Annotated in this window: 15 protein-coding genes; 9 read left to right on the forward strand and 6 right to left on the reverse strand. The window is 63.4% G+C overall.

All coding sequences use genetic code 11. The features are described 5' to 3' along the window. The first annotated feature begins 146 nt into the window (after nt 1-146). The 6 genes from EB815_RS10030 to EB815_RS10055 all read left to right on the forward strand — a co-directional run bounded on the left by EB815_RS10030 (nt 147) and on the right by EB815_RS10055 (nt 6,927). Nucleotides 147-1,535, forward strand: a complete 1,389-nt coding sequence (locus EB815_RS10030; RefSeq protein WP_056577627.1) for an aldehyde dehydrogenase family protein — start codon at nt 147-149, stop codon at nt 1,533-1,535. Nucleotides 1,536-1,553: 18 nt separating this feature from the next. After that, on the forward strand, nt 1,554-2,726 hold the full coding sequence (locus tag EB815_RS10035; protein WP_056577625.1) for an iron-containing alcohol dehydrogenase: 1,173 nt from the start codon (nt 1,554-1,556) through the stop codon (nt 2,724-2,726). A 243-nt stretch (nt 2,727-2,969) separates the two neighbouring features. Beyond that, the gene (locus EB815_RS10040) at nt 2,970-4,076 is read left to right on the forward strand and encodes an ABC transporter substrate-binding protein (RefSeq protein WP_056577620.1); all 1,107 of its coding nucleotides are present in this window, start codon (nt 2,970-2,972) and stop codon (nt 4,074-4,076) included. Nucleotides 4,077-4,140: 64 nt separating this feature from the next. After that, on the forward strand, nt 4,141-5,058 hold the full coding sequence (locus EB815_RS10045) for an ABC transporter permease (RefSeq protein WP_056577616.1): 918 nt from the start codon (nt 4,141-4,143) through the stop codon (nt 5,056-5,058). Then, nucleotides 5,055-5,846, forward strand: a complete 792-nt coding sequence (locus tag EB815_RS10050) for an ABC transporter permease (protein WP_056577612.1) — start codon at nt 5,055-5,057, stop codon at nt 5,844-5,846. The genes EB815_RS10045 and EB815_RS10050 overlap by 4 nt, the downstream gene beginning before the upstream one ends. Nucleotides 5,847-5,862: 16 nt before the next feature. After that, the gene (locus EB815_RS10055; RefSeq protein WP_056577610.1) at nt 5,863-6,927 is read left to right on the forward strand and encodes an ABC transporter ATP-binding protein; all 1,065 of its coding nucleotides are present in this window, start codon (nt 5,863-5,865) and stop codon (nt 6,925-6,927) included. A gap of 21 nt (nt 6,928-6,948) precedes the next feature. Here EB815_RS10055 and EB815_RS10060 read toward each other — a convergent pair whose 3' ends face one another. Then, entirely contained in the window at nt 6,949-7,575 is a 627-nt protein-coding gene (locus EB815_RS10060; protein WP_056577608.1) for a glutathione S-transferase family protein, read from the reverse strand. Between the two features lie 123 nt (nt 7,576-7,698). Between EB815_RS10060 and EB815_RS10065 the strand changes: the two genes are divergently transcribed. The 3 genes from EB815_RS10065 (at nt 7,699) to EB815_RS10075 (ending at nt 11,231) form a co-directional block, all read left to right on the forward strand. Then, a complete protein-coding gene (locus tag EB815_RS10065) occupies nt 7,699-9,252 on the forward strand; it encodes a cation:proton antiporter (protein ID WP_056577606.1) in 1,554 nt (517 codons plus the stop codon). 217 nt (nt 9,253-9,469) lie between these two features. Continuing rightward, nucleotides 9,470-10,378, forward strand: coding sequence for an endonuclease/exonuclease/phosphatase family protein (locus EB815_RS10070; protein ID WP_056577604.1), 909 nt, complete (start codon nt 9,470-9,472; stop codon nt 10,376-10,378). A 7-nt stretch (nt 10,379-10,385) separates the two neighbouring features. Beyond that, a complete protein-coding gene (locus EB815_RS10075; RefSeq protein ID WP_056577602.1) occupies nt 10,386-11,231 on the forward strand; it encodes an EamA family transporter in 846 nt (281 codons plus the stop codon). A 111-nt stretch (nt 11,232-11,342) separates the two neighbouring features. On the opposite strand, the gene EB815_RS10080 is transcribed toward EB815_RS10075, so the two are convergent. From EB815_RS10080 to EB815_RS10100, 5 genes are all read right to left on the reverse strand, one after another. Further along, complete coding sequence (locus tag EB815_RS10080; protein ID WP_056577599.1) at nt 11,343-12,560, reverse strand: MFS transporter; 1,218 nt, start codon at nt 12,558-12,560, stop codon at nt 11,343-11,345. A 90-nt stretch (nt 12,561-12,650) separates the two neighbouring features. Further along, a complete protein-coding gene (locus EB815_RS10085) occupies nt 12,651-12,968 on the reverse strand; it encodes a Dabb family protein (protein ID WP_056577595.1) in 318 nt (105 codons plus the stop codon). A gap of 10 nt (nt 12,969-12,978) precedes the next feature. Continuing rightward, on the reverse strand, nt 12,979-14,607 hold the full coding sequence (locus tag EB815_RS10090; protein ID WP_056577588.1) for a GMC family oxidoreductase: 1,629 nt from the start codon (nt 14,605-14,607) through the stop codon (nt 12,979-12,981). 11 nt (nt 14,608-14,618) lie between these two features. Continuing rightward, complete coding sequence (locus EB815_RS10095; RefSeq protein WP_056577586.1) at nt 14,619-15,380, reverse strand: 3-ketoacyl-ACP reductase; 762 nt, start codon at nt 15,378-15,380, stop codon at nt 14,619-14,621. Further along, nucleotides 15,377-16,891: an FAD-dependent oxidoreductase gene (locus EB815_RS10100; RefSeq protein WP_056577583.1), complete on the reverse strand. Its 1,515-nt coding sequence runs from the start codon at nt 16,889-16,891 to the stop codon at nt 15,377-15,379. Before EB815_RS10100 ends, EB815_RS10095 begins: the two co-directional genes overlap by 4 nt. Nucleotides 16,892-16,914 lie beyond the last annotated feature (23 nt).

A 16,914-nucleotide genomic window follows, 5' to 3' on the forward strand; every position in this document is an offset into this window, starting at 1 on the left:
TGCCCCCACCCTTTCCCGGCGAGAATGGGAAGGGCGCCACCGTCGGAGCGCTTCCCTTCTCCTTTCCACGGGAGAAGATGCGGAGGATGAGGGTAGCGCCAAACCGTGTGATTTTCGATTGTTGTAAAAGTACGAGGACTTGCAAAATGACCGAAACGGTCAAACTCATTACCCCCATTGACGGCTCGATCTATGCCGAGCGGCCCGTGGCAACGGACCAGGCGATCAATGCCGCTGTCGAGCGCGCCAAGGCGGCGCAGGAGAAATGGGCCGAAACGCCGATCGTCGAGCGCGGCAAGTACATGCTGGCGATGCTCGAAGCGCTGGTCGCGATGACCGACGAGATCGTGCCCGAGATCGCCTGGCAGATGGGGCGTCCGGTGCGCTATGGCGGCGAGTTCGGCGGTGTCAAGGAACGCACCAATTACATGGTCGAGATCGCCGAGGCGGCGCTGAAATCCGTGCCGGCATCCAACCCGAAGGACGGCTTTCGGCGTTATGTGAAGAAGGATCCGCTCGGCTTGGTCATGGTGATCGCGCCCTGGAACTATCCCTATCTGACCGCCGTCAACACGATCGTGCCGGCGCTGATGGCAGGCAACGCCGTCATCCTCAAGCATGCGGCGCAGACGCTGCTAGTCGGCGAGCGCTTTCAGCAGGCCTTCGACAAGGCCGGCCTGCCCAAGGGCGTGTTCCAGAACATCGTGCTCAACCACGCCCAGACCGAAAAGCTGCTTGGTTCTGGCAAGATCGACCATGTCAATTTCACCGGTTCGGTCGGCGGCGGCCGCGCCATCGAAAAGGCGGCGGCGGGCACCTTCATGACGCTCGGCCTCGAGCTTGGCGGCAAGGATCCGGCCTATGTGCTGCCCGACGCCAAAATGGATCATGCTGTCGCCAACCTGGTCGACGGCGCCTTCTACAATTCCGGCCAGTGCTGCTGCGGCATCGAGCGCGTCTATGTGCACGAGAAGGTCTATGACGAGTTCGTCGAGGGCTTCATCGCCGAGACCAGGAACTACGTCGTCGGCAATCCACTGGAGCAGGCCACGACTATGGGGCCGATGGCGCAGGCGCGCTTCGCCGACCTGATCCGCGAGCAGAAGGCAGAGGCGTTGCGCAAGGGCGCCAAGGCGCACATCAACATGAAGGTGGCTAACGACAGGGCGGGCTCGCCCTATCTGGCGCCGGAGGTGCTGACCCACGTCGACCATCAGATGAGCGTCATGCGCGAGGAGAGCTTTGGCCCGATCGTCGGCATCATGAAGGTGCGCAACGACGAGGAGGCGATCGCGCTGATGAACGACAGCCCCTATGGGCTGACGGCCTCGATCTGGACCAGGGATACCGAGCATGCGGTGGCGATCGGCAACCGCGTCGAGACCGGCACGGTGTTCATGAACCGCTGCGACTATCTCGATCCGGCCCTGGTCTGGACCGGCGTCAAGGACACCGGCAAGGGTGCGGCACTGTCAGCCATCGGTTACGATAATCTGACCCGGCCGAAATCCTTCCACCTGCGCGAAGCCATCTGATTTTTCGAAAGACAAGCAATGTCCAAGCTGATCTCCAAATGGAACTACCCCACCACCGTCCGCTTCGGCGCCGGGCGCATCAAGGAATTGCCGGAGGTCCTGGCGGCCACCGGCATCAAGCGGCCGCTCTTCGTCACTGATCCGGGCCTGGCGAAACTGCCGGTCGTCGCCTCGACGCTGAAGATTCTCGACGATGCCAAGGTGCCCTACGGCGTCTTCTCGGAGGTGAGACCGAACCCGGTCGAGTCCAACCTCACCGCCGGCATTGCCGTGTTCAAGAAGGGCAAGCATGATGGCGTCATCGCCTTCGGCGGCGGCTCGGCGCTCGATCTCGGCAAGCTGATCGCCTTCCAGGCGGGCCAGACGCGGCCGGTGTGGGATTTCGAGGATGTCGGCGACTGGTGGACGCGCGCCAACTCCGACGCCATCGCTCCGATCATCGCGGTTCCGACCACGGCTGGTACCGGATCGGAGGTCGGCCGCGCCGGCGTCATCACCAATGAGGAGACGCACACCAAGAAGGTCATCTTCCATCCGAAGCTGCTGCCGGCGATCGTGATCGCCGATCCGGAGCTGTCGGTTGGCATGCCTGGCTTCATCACCGCCGGCACCGGCATGGATGCGCTTGCCCACTGCCTCGAGGCCTATTGTGCGCCGGGCTACCATCCGATGGCCGATGGCATCGCTGTGGAGGGCATTCGCCTGGTGTTCGAGAACCTGCCGAAGGCCTTCGCCAACGGCAAGGACCTCGTCGCGCGCGCCCATATGATGAGCGCGGCCGCCATGGGCGCCACCGCTTTCCAGAAGGGGCTGGGCGCCATCCACTCGCTGTCGCATCCAGTCGGCGCGCTCTACGATACCCATCACGGCATGACCAATGCCGTGTTCATGCCCTATGTGCTCGCCTTCAATCGCGACTCCATCGAGGAGCGTATTGCCCGGCTCGCCGCCTATTGCGGCATCAAGGGAGGCTTCGATGGCTTTGCCAAGGCCATCATCAAGCTGCGCAAGGAGTTGAAGGTGCCGCACGCGCTTCCGGGCCTGATCAAGGGGCTCGACATGGACAAGAAACGCAAGGCGCTGATCGCGGACATGGCGGTGGTCGATCCCACGGCCGGCGGCAACCCGGTCAAGCTCACCAAGAAGGCGGCGCTGACGCTGCTGGAAAACGCTATCGCCGGCACGATCTGACGGCGTATGACTGCCAGAAAATTGATCTGGAAAATCAGGGCGAACCAAGGGGGAAAGGATGAAATGCAAGGCAGAAAGTGTTTAGCCGGAAAAATAAGTGACGGCTAATTGCTACAGTCGGTTAAAAAGAGTTAACTTTTTCTGCTGCCGGCCAAGGGTTTCACAAAGCTTTCATCTGGCTGTCACATGAAAACGATACCGCATCGCAGGCGTTCAACAGCGTCAGTTCAACGGAGAGAACACATGTTCAAATTCACGGGGAAGGTGCTTTCCCTTTCGGCCGCGACCCTTATGGTGTCGTCGGTGATTTCGTCCGCGGCTTCGCTGGACGATCTCGTCAAGGCGGCGAAGGCCGAGGGCCAACTCACCACCATCGCGCTGCCGCATGACTGGTGCGGCTACGGCGACGTCATCGCCGGCTTCAAGGCGAAGTATCCGGAAATCACCATCAACGAACTCAACCCCGATGCCGGCTCCGGCGACGAGGTCGAGGCTATCAAGGCCAACAAGGACAACAAGGGCCCGCAGGCACCCGACGTCATCGACGTTGGCCTGTCCTTCGGCCCGACCGCCAAGGCCGACGGCCTGCTGATGCCTTACAAGGTGTCGACCTGGGACTCGATCCCGGACAGCGCCAAGGATGCCGATGGCGCCTGGTACGGTGACTATTATGGCGTTCTCTCGTTCATGGTGAACAAGGACCTGGTCAAGGAATCGCCCAAGGACTGGGCCGATCTCCTGAAGCCGGAATTCGCCAATTCGGTCGCGCTTGCCGGTGATCCGCGCGCTTCCAACCAGGCCATCCAGGCCGTCTACGCCGCCGGCCTTTCCGGTGGCGCGGCTGCTGGTGAAGCCGCCGGCACCGCCGGCCTCGACTTCTTCAAGAAGCTCAACGCCGCCGGCAATTTCGTTCCGGTCGTCGGCAAGCCGGCAACGCTCGCCCAGGGCCAGACCCCGATCCTGATCAACTGGGACTACAATGCGCTCGCCGGCCGCGATACGCTGAAGGGCAACCCGCCCGTCGACGTCATCGTGCCGAAGACCGGTGTGGTCGCCGGCGTCTATGTGCAGGCGATCAGCGCCTATGCGCCGCATCCGAACGCAGCCAAGCTGTGGATGGAATACCTCTATTCCGACGAAGGCCAGATCGGCTGGCTGAAGGGCTATTGCCACCCGATCCGCTTCAACGATCTCGCCAAGAACGGCAAGATCCCCGCGGACGTGCTGGCCAAGCTGCCGCCGGCGGAATCCTATGCCTCGGCCGCGTTCCCGACGCTCGACGAGCAGGGCAAGGCCAAGGAAGCGATCAGCAAGAACTGGGACGCCGTTGTCGGCGCCAACGTGAAGTAAGACTTGAAATCCACCGGGCGGCCGCGAGGCCGCCCGGTTTTCCCTCGAAGACGGTAGCCGGCGCATGACCGATCTTACGCTTTCAAATCAGGCACTCGCCACCAAGCCCGCGCCGCCGAACGAGGCGACCGCCTTCCGCCTGCCGACGCAATGGATCGGCGTGGCGCCCTTCTTCATCTTTGCCCTGATGTTCTTGATCCTGCCCACGCTTTATCTCGTGCTGGGCGCGTTTCAACGCGGTGACGGCTCCTTCACCCTGGACAACATCCTGCAGCTGGTCACCGACCCGTCGATCAGCGCCTCCTATTGGGTTTCGATCAAGATCAGTTTCTGGTCGGCCATCATCGGCGCCTTTGCCGGCCTCGCAATAGCCATCGCCATCGTGCGTGGCGGCCTGCCAGGCTGGACGCGCTCCGCAACCCTGACTTTTTCGGGTGTCGCCTCCAATTTTGCCGGCTTGCCGCTGGCGTTCGCGTTCCTGGCAACGCTTGGCCGCGTCGGCATCGTCACCACGCTTTTGCGTGACGTCCTCAATATCAATATCTATGCGATGGGCTTCAATTTCCTCACCACTTCGGGCCTGATCGCGGTCTATCTGTTCTTCCAGATCCCGCTGATGGTGGTCATCATCGTGCCGGCCATCGACGGATTGAAGAAGGAATGGGGCGAGGCGGCGGCCACGCTTGGCGCCACGCAGTCGCAGTATTGGCGCATGGTGGTCATTCCGGTGATATGGCCGAGTTTCCTCGGCACCGTCATCCTCCTGTTCGCCAATGCGTTCGGCGCCATCGCCACGGCTTACGCCTTTGCCGGTCCGGCGCTCAACATCGTTCCCATCAAGCTCTATTCGCAGATCAATGGTGACGTGCTGCACAATCCGCAGCTTGGCTATGCCATCGCCTTCGGCATGATCGTCATCACGGGCTTGGCCAACGTCTTCTACATCTGGTTCCGGACTCGCTCCGAAAGGTGGCTCAAATGAAGTCGGGTAAGTTCTGGGCCTGGGTCATCTTCATTGTCGGCGCGGCTTATTTCTTCATACCGCTGATGGCGACGGTCGAGTTCTCGTTGCGCATGCGCCGCGGCGTTCATTCCTTCGACGCCTATCGGATCGTGCTCGGCGACGCGCGCTTCCAGTCGACCTTCCTGTATTCGGTGATCGCGGCCATCTTCACCATCATACTCGGAGTGCTGATCGTGGTGCCGGCGGCCTATTGGATCCGGCTGCGTCTGCCGCAGCTCAGGCCGATCGTCGAATTCATCACCTTGCTGCCGCTGGTCATTCCGGCCATCGTCATCGTTTTCGGCTATATCAGGATGTACGGCTCGAATTCGCCGCTGCCGTTCCTGGGAAGCAATATGGGTGCGAACGCCCTGCTGGTCATCGGTTATGCAACGCTGTCGCTGCCTTACATGTACCGCGCCGTCGACACCGGCCTGCGCACCATCGATGTGCGCACGCTGACGGAAGCGGCCCAGATCCTGGGTGCCGGCTGGGGCACGATCATTGGCCGTGTCATCCTGCCCAATGTTCTGATTGCCGTGCTGTCGGGCGCCTTCCTCACCTTTGCCATCGTCATCGGCGAGTTCACCATGGCGAGCCTGCTCAACCGCCCGGCCTTTGGCCCCTATCTGCAGAATATCGGCGCCAACCGTGCTTATGAGCCCGCGGCTCTTGCCATCATCGCTTTCGCCATTACCTGGGGCTGCATGTCGCTCATCCAGATCCTGTCCCGCTTCGCGCCGAAATCGGCGAACCGACCGAACTGACCTGAGAGAAAAAGCCATGGCCGAGCCATTTCTGTCCATCCAGCATGTGCGAAAGTCCTACGGTTCCAACACCGTGGTCCAGGATTTCAGCCTCGATGTCGAGCCGGGCGAATTCGTCTCGTTCCTTGGACCGTCCGGCTGCGGCAAGACAACGGTGCTGCGCATGGTCGCCGGCTTCGAGGAGCCGTCGGCCGGCAAGATCGTCGTGGCCGGCAAGGACATTACGCGCCTGAAGCCCAACCAGCGCAATGTCGGCATGGTGTTCCAGGCCTACGCGCTGTTCCCGAACCTGACCGTGGCACAGAACATCGCTTTCGGGCTGAAGGTCGCCGGCATGTCGAAGGCCGATGCCGACAAGCGCGTCGCCGAGATGCTCGACATGATTAAGCTGCCGCAGATGGCCGACCGCTATCCCTACCAGCTCTCAGGCGGCCAGCAGCAGCGCATCGCGCTGGCGCGCGCGATCGCGCCGAAACCGAAGCTGCTTTTGCTCGACGAGCCGCTGTCGGCGCTGGACGCCAAGGTGCGCGTGTCGCTGCGCGAGGAAATACGCTCCATCCAGAAGAAGCTCGGCATCACCACCATCTTCGTCACCCATGACCAGGAAGAGGCGCTGTCGATCTCCGACCGCATCGCCGTCATGTATGGCGGCAAGGCCGAGCAGGTGGGCACGCCGTTCGAGATTTACAACCGGCCGGCGACCAAGTTCGTCGCCAATTTTGTCGGCACGCTCAACGTGCTCGAAGGCAAGGTCACCGACGCCGCGGCCGGCACGGTTCAGGTCAACACGCAGGAAGTCTCGCTCAAGGGCAAGCTCAACGGCTCGAAGTCCGGCGACACGCTGTCGCTGGCGCTGCGGCCGGAAGCGATTTCGCTCGGCCGCCAGCCCGGCCGCGATTCCAGCCTGTCCGGCGAAATTTCCGAAGTGCACTTCCTCGGCTCGGTGATCCGGGTTCGTGTCGGCATTGGCGGCAACACGGTGTCGCTCGATACGTTCAACAGTCCGGCCACACCGCCGCCCGCCGTTGGCGAAAAGGCCGAGATTTCGTTCTCGTCGGGGGATATGCTGGTCCTTCATTGAAAATGCCGTTGAGCGCGGACCTCAAGCCGGCGCAATGAACGGCTGCGATATCTCCTGAAAGGCAGCCAAGGCCTCCATACGCTTGGCGTGTGCGCCGAGGGCGGGGAAATCGGCCAGCGACACCAGTCCCGGATGCGCCTCGCCGATAAAACGCAGCACCGCGGCGACCGCGATATCGGCATGACCGATATGGTCGCCGAACCAATACGCTGTCGGACGTTCGGCCCGTTCGGCCTCCAGCACGGCGAGCACCGCCTCTATCTGCGTGCGGCAGCGCCCGACCCAGAGCTCGGAGAGTTTCTCGTGCAGCCGCTTCTCGTAAAACAGGCTGACTGCCTTGTCGCCGAGCCCGGTGGCCAGGGCTGAGACCTTCAGCGCCTGATGACGCTTGGGCTCGCTCACCGGAAACATCCTGCGATCGGCCGGAACAAGGCTGTCGAGATAGTCGAGTATCAAATGGCTTTCGATCAGCACCTCGCCATTGTCCAGCACCAAGGTCGGCACGCGCGTCAGCGGATTGTAGGGACGGATCTTCTCGGCATCGCCGAAGGCCGACCAGGGACGGTGCTCGAAGGAGATGCCATACATGGTCAGCGCGATGCCGACACGGCGCACGAAGGGCGAGTCATATTGGCCGATGAGGATCATACCGGTCTTTTAAGCGGGAGGTGGTTTGACGCCTACTGCCAGAGGGCTTGAGTTTGATGGCCAATCCACCGCATCCTGCAGGCATATCCGCGCCGGCAATCCCGTCTCACGGAAGTACCGCTCATGGCTCTTTTCGAACTGACGCTTGTCCTGCTTTTGACTGCCGTCGCGCTGACGGCGCTGTCGCGGCGGCTGGAGATACCCTATCCATCGCTGCTGGCCCTGGCCGGGGTTGCGATCGCCTTCGTGCCCGGTGCGCCAATGATCGAGATCGATCCGGAGCTGGCGCTTGCGCTGTTCATCGCGCCGGTGCTTCTCGATGCCGCCTATGACACCTCGCTGCGCGACCTGAAGCGCTACAGGCTGTCGCTGGTGCTGCTGGCGCTTGGCGCCGTTGTCTTCACCACTGTCGTCGTCGCCTTCGTCGGCTGGAAGATGGCCGGCCTGCCAATAGCGGCGGCGATCGCGCTCGGCGCCATCGTCGCGCCGCCGGACGCGGTGGCGGCATCCGCGGTACTGGGGCAATTCAAGGTGCCGCACCGCATCACCGCCATCCTGCAGGGCGAGAGCCTGCTCAACGATGCCACGGCCCTCCTGATCTACCGGCTGGCCGTTTCGTCGGCGCTCGGCTCGATCATGCTGAGCAACGCCATTCCGACGATCTTGCTGTCGACCATTGGCAGCCTGGTCGCGGGATATGTGCTTGGTCGCTTCTCGCTGCTGACGCTCACCCGCATCGAGGATGCGGCGAGCAGCACCGTGGTGCAGTTTGCCGGCACATTCGGCGTGTGGATCCTGGCCGACAGGCTCGGTCTTTCCGCCATCATCACCATCGTCGTCTACGCCATCACCATCGCGCGCCGGGCGCCGCGCCGCATGTCGGCGAGACGCCGCGTCAGCACCTATTCGGTCTGGGAGTCGGCGGTGTTCGTGCTCAACGTGCTGGCTTTCGTGCTGATGGGTCTGCAGGCACGTTCGATCGTCGGCCGGCTCTCCGGCCAAGGGCAGGGTGAAGCCTTTCTCTTTGCCGCGACGGTGCTGGTTGTCGTCATTGTGGCACGTCTCGTCTGGGTGGCGAGTTACGTTGCGATCATCCGGTGGTTCGCCCGCTTCGGCGGCGAAGACCGGAGGCGGGACGTGCCGACGTATCGCGGCGCGGTGCTCGTCGGCTGGTGCGGCATGCGCGGGCTTGTGACGCTGGTGGTGGCCATTGCCCTGCCGGCGGGTTTTCCCGGCCGCGATCCGATCGTGCTTGCCGCCTTCGCTGTGGTCCTGGGCACGCTGGTGCTGCAGGGCATGAGCCTGAAACCCCTGCTGCGGATACTCAACTTCGAACGGGATACCACGATAGACCGCGAGGTGGCCCAGGCTCGCGTCGCGATCATGCAGGCGGCACTCGACGTGTTGAGCCGCAAGAATTCGGCGGCCGCGGCTGTCGTGCGCGAGCAGTACGAGGCCCAGCGTGTTATCGCCGAAAACCCGGAGGACGCACAGGCGGCAACCGAATACGACCGGTTGCGCCTCTACGCCATCAATCGCCAGCGCGACACGCTGGAGGAGTTGCGCCGCAACGGCACGATCGGCGACGAGGCCTATCATCGGCTGGAGGAAGAGATCGACTGGGCGGAGTTGGCGGCGTCGCCTGCGGGCCGGTTCCAGCCGCTGACGACGGATTAGGACGGTCCACCGCCGGACCTGACCCCCGGGGCGTTGGCAGGAGACGCCTCGCGGCGTTTTCCGGCGCGCGGAGAATACCGAAGCGATCCGGAATCGGTGCATGATCGCACAGCAGGGGCAGGGGAGGCTTCTGGCCCAAGCCGCTGCCATTCTCCTGCACATTGCAACCGATCCACCGAACCGCTACTGCCATCGCCGAAAGTGAGCCGGATAAGCAATGAAGCTGGTCAGCTACAACATCCAGTACGGGTTCGGCGGCGACGGACGCTACGATCTTTCGCGCGCGGCGCGGGTCGTCGAGGGCGCCGACATCATTGCGCTTCAGGAGGTTGAACGCCACTGGCAGCGCAGCAATTTCGACGACCAGCCGGAACTGCTGTCGCGCCTGCTGCCCGACTATCACTGGGTTTACGGGCCGGCCTTCGACATGGATGCGAGCGAGCGGCGCGACGGCCGCCTGATCAACCGGCGCCGGCAATTCGGCACCATGGTGCTGTCAAGGCTGCCGATCGTCTGGTCTCGGCTGCATGCGCTGCCGATGCGCCGGACGCTGCGGCCGCTCAACACCCGCAACGCGGCACTCGAATGCATGATCCGCACGCCCGCCGGTCCGGTGCGGGTGTTTTCCCTGCATCTCGCCCATATCGCCGCGGAAGAGCGGCTTGAACAGATCGACTATCTGCTGGCCGAGCATCGCCGCGCGCCGTCCGACGGCGGGCCGTGGAGCGGCACTGACGATGAACCTTCGCGAAACTGGACCAGCGGCGAGGCCGAGCCCGAAAATCCGTTGGCGGCGATCTGGATGGGCGATTTCAACATGGAGCCGGGCAGCGACGAATACCGCCGCATCGTCGGCAGCACGCCCTATCATCGCGGTGCCGCCTATCTCGACGGCTTCGTCGATGCGGCTTCCGTCGCCGGCGAACCGGCCGCCGATTTCCACACGCATGAGAAGATCATCGACGGCAGATTGGCAAAGCGCCGGCTCGACCATTGTTTCGTCGGCGGGGTGTTCGCCGGACGGGTGCGCTCGGTGGGATCCGACATAGGCGAGGTGGCGTCCGACCACTTCCCGGTCTGGATCGATGTCGATCTCGAGACGCCCTTCGGCTTGGGAGGTCGATAAGCCTGAAATGACGCTTTTCGTCTTCTTCGCGGTGCTTGCCGCCGCCGCCATGCACGCGATCTGGAACGCGCTGGTCAAGGTCCATCTCGACCGCTTCCTGTCGATCACGCTGATGACGCTTGGCATGGGCGCCGCCGCACTCGTGGTGCTCCCCTTCGTCGAAGTGCCGAAGGCCGAGGTGTGGCCCTACATCATCGCCTCGGTCATCTTCCACATGGGCTACCGCACCTTCCTGATCGGCGCCTACCAAGCGGGCGATTTCGCCCAGACCTATCCGCTGGCGCGCGGCACGGCCCCTTTGCTGGCCGCGATTGGCGGCATGTTCGTCGTCGCCGAAGTACCCGCGCCGCTTGCCATTGTCGGCATACTGCTTTTGTCGGCCGGCACGCTGGTGATGTCGTTTCGCGGCGGCGCGCATCTGGAGAAGCTCAATCTGCGCGCGGTCGGTTTCGCCTTCGGCACCTCGGTCTTCATCGCCAGCTACACCTTGTCCGACGGCAGCGGCGCGCGGCTGGCGGCAACGGCGCAGAGCTACGCCGCCTGGCTGTTCGTCTGCGATGCTTTTGGCGCGCTGGTGCTGTGCCTGATTTTTCGTGGCCCCAAGGCGCTTCCCGTCCTGGCGCGCGACTGGAAGACCGGGCTGTTCACCGGCGTGCTCAGCGGTGCGGCATACTGGATCGTGATGTGGGCGATGACCAAGGCGCCGATCGCCTCGGTGGCGTCGCTGCGTGAGACCTCGATCCTGTTCGCCATGATGATCTCGGTTTACGCGCTCGGCGAGAAGATGACGGGCTGGCGCGGCGCGGCCGCGCTCAGCATTGTCGCCGGCGTCATCGCCCTCAGACTGGGCTAGAGCAATTCACCGTTTCACGGAAACGGCGAACCACTCTAACTCCTTGTTTTGACGCAATTCCGGACGGAAAACCGCTCACACTTTTCCTGGAATTGCTCTAGCTAGCCCTCGTCAACCCAGCACCGTCATCACCTGGCCGCGTCGTTCCGGGCTGAAGCGGATGACGACGATGATGCAGACGGCGACCACGCCGGCGAACAGCGCCAGCGCGTAGCCATAGCTGCCGCCGGGCGCCTCGGCGATTCCCGCCTGGTACGGGCCGCCATAGGAGGCGGCAAGATTGCCGGCCTGATAGATGAAGCCGGGCAAGGTCGCCCGGACCGCGCCCGGCGAAAGCTCGTTGAGATGCACCGGGATGACGCCCCAGGCGCCCTGGACCGCGACCTGCATGACGAAGGCGCCGATGGCCAGCATGAAGGGCGTGGTGCTGTAGGCCCAGAGCGGGATCGACGGCAGGGCGATCAGGCAGGCCAGCGTGATGGCGTTGACGCGGCCGATCTTCTCGGACAGCGCGCCAAATGCCAGGCCGCCGACAATGGCGCCGAGATTGGCGACGATGGTGATCCAGCTCACCGTGTGCGGGTCGAAGCCGTGCTGCTTCTTCAGGAAGGTCGGGTAGAGATCCTGCGTGCCGTGGCTGAAGAAGTTGAAGAACATCATCAGGACGACGGCATAGAGCGCGACGCCCCAGTGCTTCCGCAGCGTTTCCAGCAGCCCCGGCTTCACCGATTTCCGCGCCTCGACGAAAGCGGGCGATTCCGGCACGTGCGAGCGGATGAAGAGCACGATGAGCGCCGGCACGAAGGAGAGCAGGAACATGGCGCGCCAGCCGATCGTATAGCCGCCGATGGTCTGCTGATAAAGCAGGCCGTAGACCACCGCCGCCAGCAGGTAGCCTGCCGGATAGCCGCATTGCAGGATGCCCGAGACCATGCCGCGGGCACTCGGAGGGATGGATTCCATGGCGAGCGAACTGCCGAGCCCCCATTCGCCGCCCATGGCGATGCCGAACAGAGCGCGCAGCGCCAGGAAAATACCGAGATTGGGCGAGAAGGCGGCGAGCGCGCCGATCACCGAATAGCTGACGATGTTGAGCATGAGCATGGGTTTGCGCCCATATTTATCGGCGAGCATGCCAAAGAAGAACGCGCCGATGAAGCGCGTCGCCAAGGTCAGGAACAGTGCCTTTGAGACTGCCGGGACATCCGTGTGGAATTCACTTGCAATATCGGTGAGCAGGAATGTCAGAAGGAAGAAATCAAAAGCGTCGAGCGTCCAGCCCAGAAATGAGGCCAGAACGGTTTTCTTCTGCTCGGCAGTGAGATTCAAGGCATCCTCCTTTGGTCCCCCCAAAGGAACGATATGTCGCCCTGCTCGCAAAAGAGAACAGCGATCAGCCGGCTTTCGAAGAGCCGCTGGTCACTTTTTCGTAAGATCGAGATCGAAGACCATCAATCCATCGGTGCCGCCTTCAAGTGCGGCGACCAGTCTCGCGCCGGCACGCCGGTGCGCTTCATGCACGAGATAGGCGTCGCGCGCGGCGGCATCGCGGAAATCGATGGTGAAGCCATGATTGAAGCCGCGCCCGAAAGGCTCCGGGCTGACATTGGCGCAGAAGTGGACGGTGTCCATGCCGTCGATCACCTGCCGCAACGCTTCCAGGTCGGCATGGATCGCCGCGCGCTCGCTGTCGGGGACATCATCGCGAAACCTGACGAAGACACAGTGCCTGATCATTTCTTTCCTTTCAAGCAGCCCGGTTTCCGGAAAACACCGCCGGCGGTAGCGGTTCGCGACCGAGAATCAGGTCGGCGCCCTTTTCGCCGACCATGATCGTGGGTGCATTGGTGTTGGAGGAGGGCACGCGCGGCATCACCGAGGCGTCGCAGACGCGCAAGGCTTCGATACCGCGCAGCCGCAGGTCCGGTGTCACCACGGCCATGTCATCGTGGCCCATGCGGCAGGTGCCGACAGGATGGTGATCGGTCTTCGCGGTGCGGCAGGCATAGTCGACCAGCTCGTCATCGCTGGCCAGCGACGGGCCGGGCAGCACTTCGCGCAGCACGTAAGGGGCAAGCGCCTTCTGCCGCATGATCTCGCGCGCCAGCCGCAGCCCCTTGAGCGACATGGCCCGATCGTAGGGATCGGACCAGTAGTTCGGGTCGATCAGCGGATGGTCGGCCGGGTCGGCGCTCTTCAGCCGCACCGTGCCGCGCGAGCGCGGCCGCAGGAAAGCCGAGTTCAAGGTGACACCGGGATTGTTCAGCTTCTCGACGCCGGCCTCGATGCCGGAGCCGAGACCCAGGTGAAACTGGATGTCGGGCGAGGCGGCGGTCGGATCGGCGTACCAGAAGCCACCGGTTTCGAACAGGCTGGAGGCTACCGGCCCCTTCTTGAGCAGCAGGTACTGCAGGCCAGCCCAGGCCGTGCGGTGCAGCTTGGCGTAGTTGTCGTAAGTATGGTCGCCGGTGCACTCGGCAATGACGAACAGATCGAGATGGTCCTGCATGTTGGAGCCGACGCCGGGCAGGTCGTGCACCGGCGTGACGCCGACCGATTTCAGATGATCGGCCGGACCGATGCCCGATTGCATCAACAGTTTCGGCGAGCCGATGGCGCCGGACGAGACAATCACCTCGCGATCGGCGCGCAGGATTTTCTTCTCGCCACCGGGGCGGTCGACGACCTCTACACCAATGGCGCGGCCCTTCTCGACAACGATGCGGGTCACCAGCACGTCGGTTCGGACGGTGAGGTTCTTGCGCGCGCGGATCGGCTTGAGATAGGCGACCGAAGCGGATGAGCGCCGGGCGTCCTTCTGCGTCAGTTGGTAATAGCCGACGCCTTCCTGGCTGGCGCCGTTGAAATCCGGATTGAAGGGAATACCTATCTCCTGGCCGGCGCGGAAATAGGCCTCGCAGATCGGCAGCGGCGAGATCGGATTCGATACGCCCAGCGGCCCCTGATCGCCATGGAAATCGTTGGCGTAGCGCTGGTTGTTCTCTGCGCGTTTGAAGTAGGGCAGCACATCGCGATAGCCCCAGCCGGCGAGGCCCTCTTCCTTCTCCCAGGCGTCGTAGTCGCGGGCGTTGCCGCGCGTGTAGATCTGGGCGTTGATGGAGGAGCCGCCGCCGACCACCTTGGCCTGCGTGTACCAGAAGACGCGGTCCTTCATGTTCTTCTGCGGCACGGTCGACCAGCCCCAGGACGCGATGCCCTTGGTCATCTTGGCGAAGCCCGCCGGCATATGGATGTAGGGATGCCAGTCCTTGCCGCCGGCTTCGAGCAGCAGCACCGAATTCGCCGGATCCTCGCTCAGCCGGTTGGCCAGAACGCAGCCGGCCGGGCCGGCGCCCACGATGATGTAATCGGTCATGTCGTTTCCACTTACAATCGCGGCACGGAGAGCGCGCCGTCGACATTGATGATCGAGCCGGTCGAAAAGCCGAGCTTGCCGGCGGCAAGCGTCGCCACCACCGCGCCGATGTCGGTTGCTTCGCCCCAGCGCTTGGCCGGCACCAGCCCGGCCTCGATCAAGGCATCGTATTTGGCGCTCACGCCTGCCGTCATGTCGGTGCGGATGATGCCCGGCCGCAGCTCGAACACGCCGATGTTCTCCGGGGCAAGCCTGAGCGCCAGGTTCTTCACCCACATGGAAAGGCCGGCCTTGGAGATGCAGTAGTCGGAGCGTTCCGGCGAGGCCATGTCAGCGCTGACCGAGGTGATGGTGATGATCGATCTTTTGTGATCGCCCGGTGCGGCCAGCATCGCCTTGGCGACCGCCTGGCTGAGGAACACCGTGCCGCGCAGATTGATGCCGAGCGTACGGTCGAAATTCTCCGGTTTCAGCTCCAGCAGGTCGCCGCGTACCACGGCACCGACGCCGGCATTGTTGACAAGGCAATCTATGCGGCCGAAGGCGCGCATGGCGGCATCGACCAACACAGGGTGATCGTTGAGGTTTGCGATGTCGCATTTGATGTAGGCGAACTTCCCACCACGCCCGGCGATGTCGGCGGCAAGCCTGTCCGGCGCTTGTTCAGCGAGGTCAGCGACCAGAATGTCGAAACCTGAATCCGCCAGCGCCTCGACGCAGGCTAGCCCGATGCCGCGCGCACCGCCCGTGACGATGGCCGACGGGCGGGTCATGCCACGAGGTCCGACTTGCGGATATGGTCGGCCACGCGCAGCGCCTGAGCTGCGATCGACAGCGCCGGGTTCACGGCAGCCGAGTTGGGCAGGAAACTGGCGTCGACGACGAACAGGTTCTGGTGGTCGAACGACCGGCAGAACGGATCGAGCGGTGAAGTCGCCGGATCGTCGCCCATCTTGACCGTGCCGCACTGGTGCGAGGGGGTGCGTTTGTCGAAGGGGCGCGAGAGCACGATGGGATAACCGCAGGCGCGGAAGTTTTCGCGCATCACCCTGGTCAGGCCGTCAAGCGACTGCATGTTGGAGCGCCGCCATTGCATGACGATGTCGTTGCCGTCGACCATGATGCGGCTTTCGGGATCCGGCAGGTCCTCGCACATCAGGTACCAGTCGACAGCGTGGCCGGCCATGTAATCGAGCGCGAATCTCGGCATCGTCTTGACATTGGCCTTCAGCATGTTGCCGTCGATCTTGCCGAGCAACTGGACATTGCCCAGTGGTTTGCCGCCCTTGCCGTCCGAGAGATAGTAGTCGTTCAGCATCAGCGTCTTCTGGTAGACGGCATCGTTTCTGCGGCGCGGGTCGATGGCCAGCATGGCGCTGGAATTGTGGTTCATGAAATTGCGGCCGATCTGGTCGGAGCGGTTGGCAAGGCCCTTGCCGCCCTTGCCGTTGTTGGCTGACGGCGAACGCAGCAGGATGACGGCGGAATTGACCGCGCCGGCGGACAGGATGACCAGTTTTGGCGTGACTTTCTTCGCCTCGCCATTCTGCCGGTAATGAATGGCGGCGATGTTTTTAGCATCGGGCGCCGCTTCGAGATATTCGACATAGCAGCCGGTCTCGAGCCGGACGTTGCTGTCCTTCAACGCTGCCGCGAGCGGTGCCGTCTGGGCGTCCATCTTGCCCTGACCGGTGTTTGGGAAAGCGTCCCAGCCGGTTCTGCCTCCTTTCAGCCAGGTGTCGATGTCGACGCCGAGCGGCAGCGAGGCCGGATGCAGGCCCAGCCCCTTGAGTTCGGCGCGGGCGCGGGCGATCGGCGCTTCGTCGGGCACCGGCTTGTAGGCGTAGGGGATCGAGTGGAACGGCTCGGTCGGGTCTTCCCCCAGCGTGCCGCGCACGCGAAAGAGCTGCTCTGCCTTCGAATACCAGGGCTCGAACTCGTCATAGGAAAACGGCCATGCCGGAGAGACTCCGCCGAAATGCTCCATGGCGGAGAAATCTTCCTTGCGGTAGCGGATCAGCACCGCCCCGTAGAATTTCGAATTGCCGCCGACATAATAGTAATTGCCAGGATTGAAGGCGGCTCCGCCGGCTTCGCGCCACATCTCCTTCGGCCGGTAGTGGCCGTCGACGAAGATGGAGCGCGTGTCGCGCGCATGCGGCGTTGCGGGCAGGGGCTCGCCGCGCTCCAGCATCAGGATCGAGGCGCCGCTGCCGGCCAGACCGGAGGCGATCGTGGCGCCGCCGATGCCGGAGCCGATGATGACGATGTCTGGATTTGTCATGGCCTAAATCGCGTCCCGACGCG

The organism is Mesorhizobium loti (assembly GCF_013170705.1).
Lineage (GTDB): Bacteria > Pseudomonadota > Alphaproteobacteria > Rhizobiales > Rhizobiaceae > Mesorhizobium > Mesorhizobium loti_D.

Excerpts from the sequence above, each read along its gene's own strand:
- EB815_RS10090 (WP_056577588.1), bottom strand. The coding sequence starts at position 14,607 with ATGACCGATTACATCATCGTGGGCGCCGGCCCGGCCGGCTGCGTTCTG.
- EB815_RS10045 (WP_056577616.1), top strand. The coding sequence starts at position 4,141 with ATGACCGATCTTACGCTTTCAAATCAGGCACTCGCCACCAAGCCCGCG.
- EB815_RS10035 (WP_056577625.1), top strand. The coding sequence starts at position 1,554 with ATGTCCAAGCTGATCTCCAAATGGAACTACCCCACCACCGTCCGCTTC.
- EB815_RS10050 (WP_056577612.1), top strand. The coding sequence starts at position 5,055 with ATGAAGTCGGGTAAGTTCTGGGCCTGGGTCATCTTCATTGTCGGCGCG.
- EB815_RS10100 (WP_056577583.1), bottom strand. The coding sequence starts at position 16,891 with ATGACAAATCCAGACATCGTCATCATCGGCTCCGGCATCGGCGGCGCC.
- EB815_RS10060 (WP_056577608.1), bottom strand. The coding sequence starts at position 7,575 with ATGATCCTCATCGGCCAATATGACTCGCCCTTCGTGCGCCGTGTCGGC.
- EB815_RS10070 (WP_056577604.1), top strand. The coding sequence starts at position 9,470 with ATGAAGCTGGTCAGCTACAACATCCAGTACGGGTTCGGCGGCGACGGA.
- EB815_RS10095 (WP_056577586.1), bottom strand. The coding sequence starts at position 15,380 with ATGACCCGCCCGTCGGCCATCGTCACGGGCGGTGCGCGCGGCATCGGG.
- EB815_RS10055 (WP_056577610.1), top strand. The coding sequence starts at position 5,863 with ATGGCCGAGCCATTTCTGTCCATCCAGCATGTGCGAAAGTCCTACGGT.
- EB815_RS10075 (WP_056577602.1), top strand. The coding sequence starts at position 10,386 with ATGACGCTTTTCGTCTTCTTCGCGGTGCTTGCCGCCGCCGCCATGCAC.
- EB815_RS10085 (WP_056577595.1), bottom strand. The coding sequence starts at position 12,968 with ATGATCAGGCACTGTGTCTTCGTCAGGTTTCGCGATGATGTCCCCGAC.
- EB815_RS10040 (WP_056577620.1), top strand. The coding sequence starts at position 2,970 with ATGTTCAAATTCACGGGGAAGGTGCTTTCCCTTTCGGCCGCGACCCTT.
- EB815_RS10065 (WP_056577606.1), top strand. The coding sequence starts at position 7,699 with ATGGCTCTTTTCGAACTGACGCTTGTCCTGCTTTTGACTGCCGTCGCG.
- EB815_RS10030 (WP_056577627.1), top strand. The coding sequence starts at position 147 with ATGACCGAAACGGTCAAACTCATTACCCCCATTGACGGCTCGATCTAT.